Origin of the sequence: Actinomadura soli (assembly GCF_005889715.1) — a bacterium.
GTDB classification, from domain to species: domain Bacteria; phylum Actinomycetota; class Actinomycetes; order Streptosporangiales; family Streptosporangiaceae; genus Spirillospora; species Spirillospora soli.
Genome location: NZ_VCKW01000589.1, coordinates 1 through 898, shown reverse-complemented (window position 1 = coordinate 898; position 898 = coordinate 1). Strand labels below are relative to the sequence as shown.

Annotated in this window: 1 protein-coding gene; it reads left to right on the top strand. The window is 68.8% G+C overall.

Features of this window, described 5'->3' with window-relative positions; all coding sequences use genetic code 11:
* Nucleotides 1–383 precede the first annotated feature (383 nt).
* Nucleotides 384–898: RNA polymerase sigma factor SigE (gene sigE, locus ETD83_RS42015; RefSeq protein WP_230421550.1), on the top strand; the 515-nt coding region annotated here is incomplete at its 3' end.

Genomic DNA, 898 nt, shown 5'->3' with positions numbered 1-898 from the left:
GGCCCGCACTCCCGCCCCCGCCAGATGCCGTCCGACCCGGTTGGCACGCTCGTTGAGCTGCGCAAACGTCCGCCGCTCTGCCCCCGCGACCAGCGCGGGACGGGCCGGCGCGGCCGCGGTCATGATCTCCAGCAGGTCGGCCGGGTTGTAGCTGCGCACCATGCCACGGTCCTCGCATGTCGGGGCGGATAGCTCCCGATCCTGCATGCCGGGGGACGGCGAACTCAATCCTTATTGTCATCCAGTCCAATGAAATGGATCACACTGGCGGATTGCCTGATCCGGCCACGCCGCGCGCTTCTTACACGGCTCTTATCTGGGTACCGGCATGCTTGGCCGTAACGATTCAGTATCAGACGGGGGTAGTGGTGAGCGCAGGCGCTATGGCGTGGACCCCGCCGACGTGGGAGGAGATCGTCAGCGAGCACTCGACGCGAGTGTTCCGGCTGGCGTACCGGCTGACCGGCAACCGGCATGACGCCGAAGACCTGACCCAGGACGTCTTCATCCGGGTCTTCCGATCCCTGTCCTCCTACACCCCGGGCACGTTCGAGGGCTGGCTGCACCGCATCACCACGAACCTCTTCCTCGACCGCGCACGCCGCAAGCAGCGCATCCGCTTCGACGCCCTCGGCGACGACGCCGCCGAACGCCTGCAGGGCCGCGAGCCGTCCCCCGCCCAGGCTTACGACGAGCGGCACCTGGACGCCGACATCCAGCGCGCCCTCGACGACCTCGTCCCCGAATACCGCGCCGCGGTCGTCCTGTGCGACATCGAGGGGCTCTCCTACGAGGAGATCGCCGCGACCCTCAACGTCAAGCTCGGCACCGTCCGGTCCCGCATCCACCGGGGCCGCGCCCAGCTCCGCGAGGCCCTGGAACATCGCCGCCCCACCGA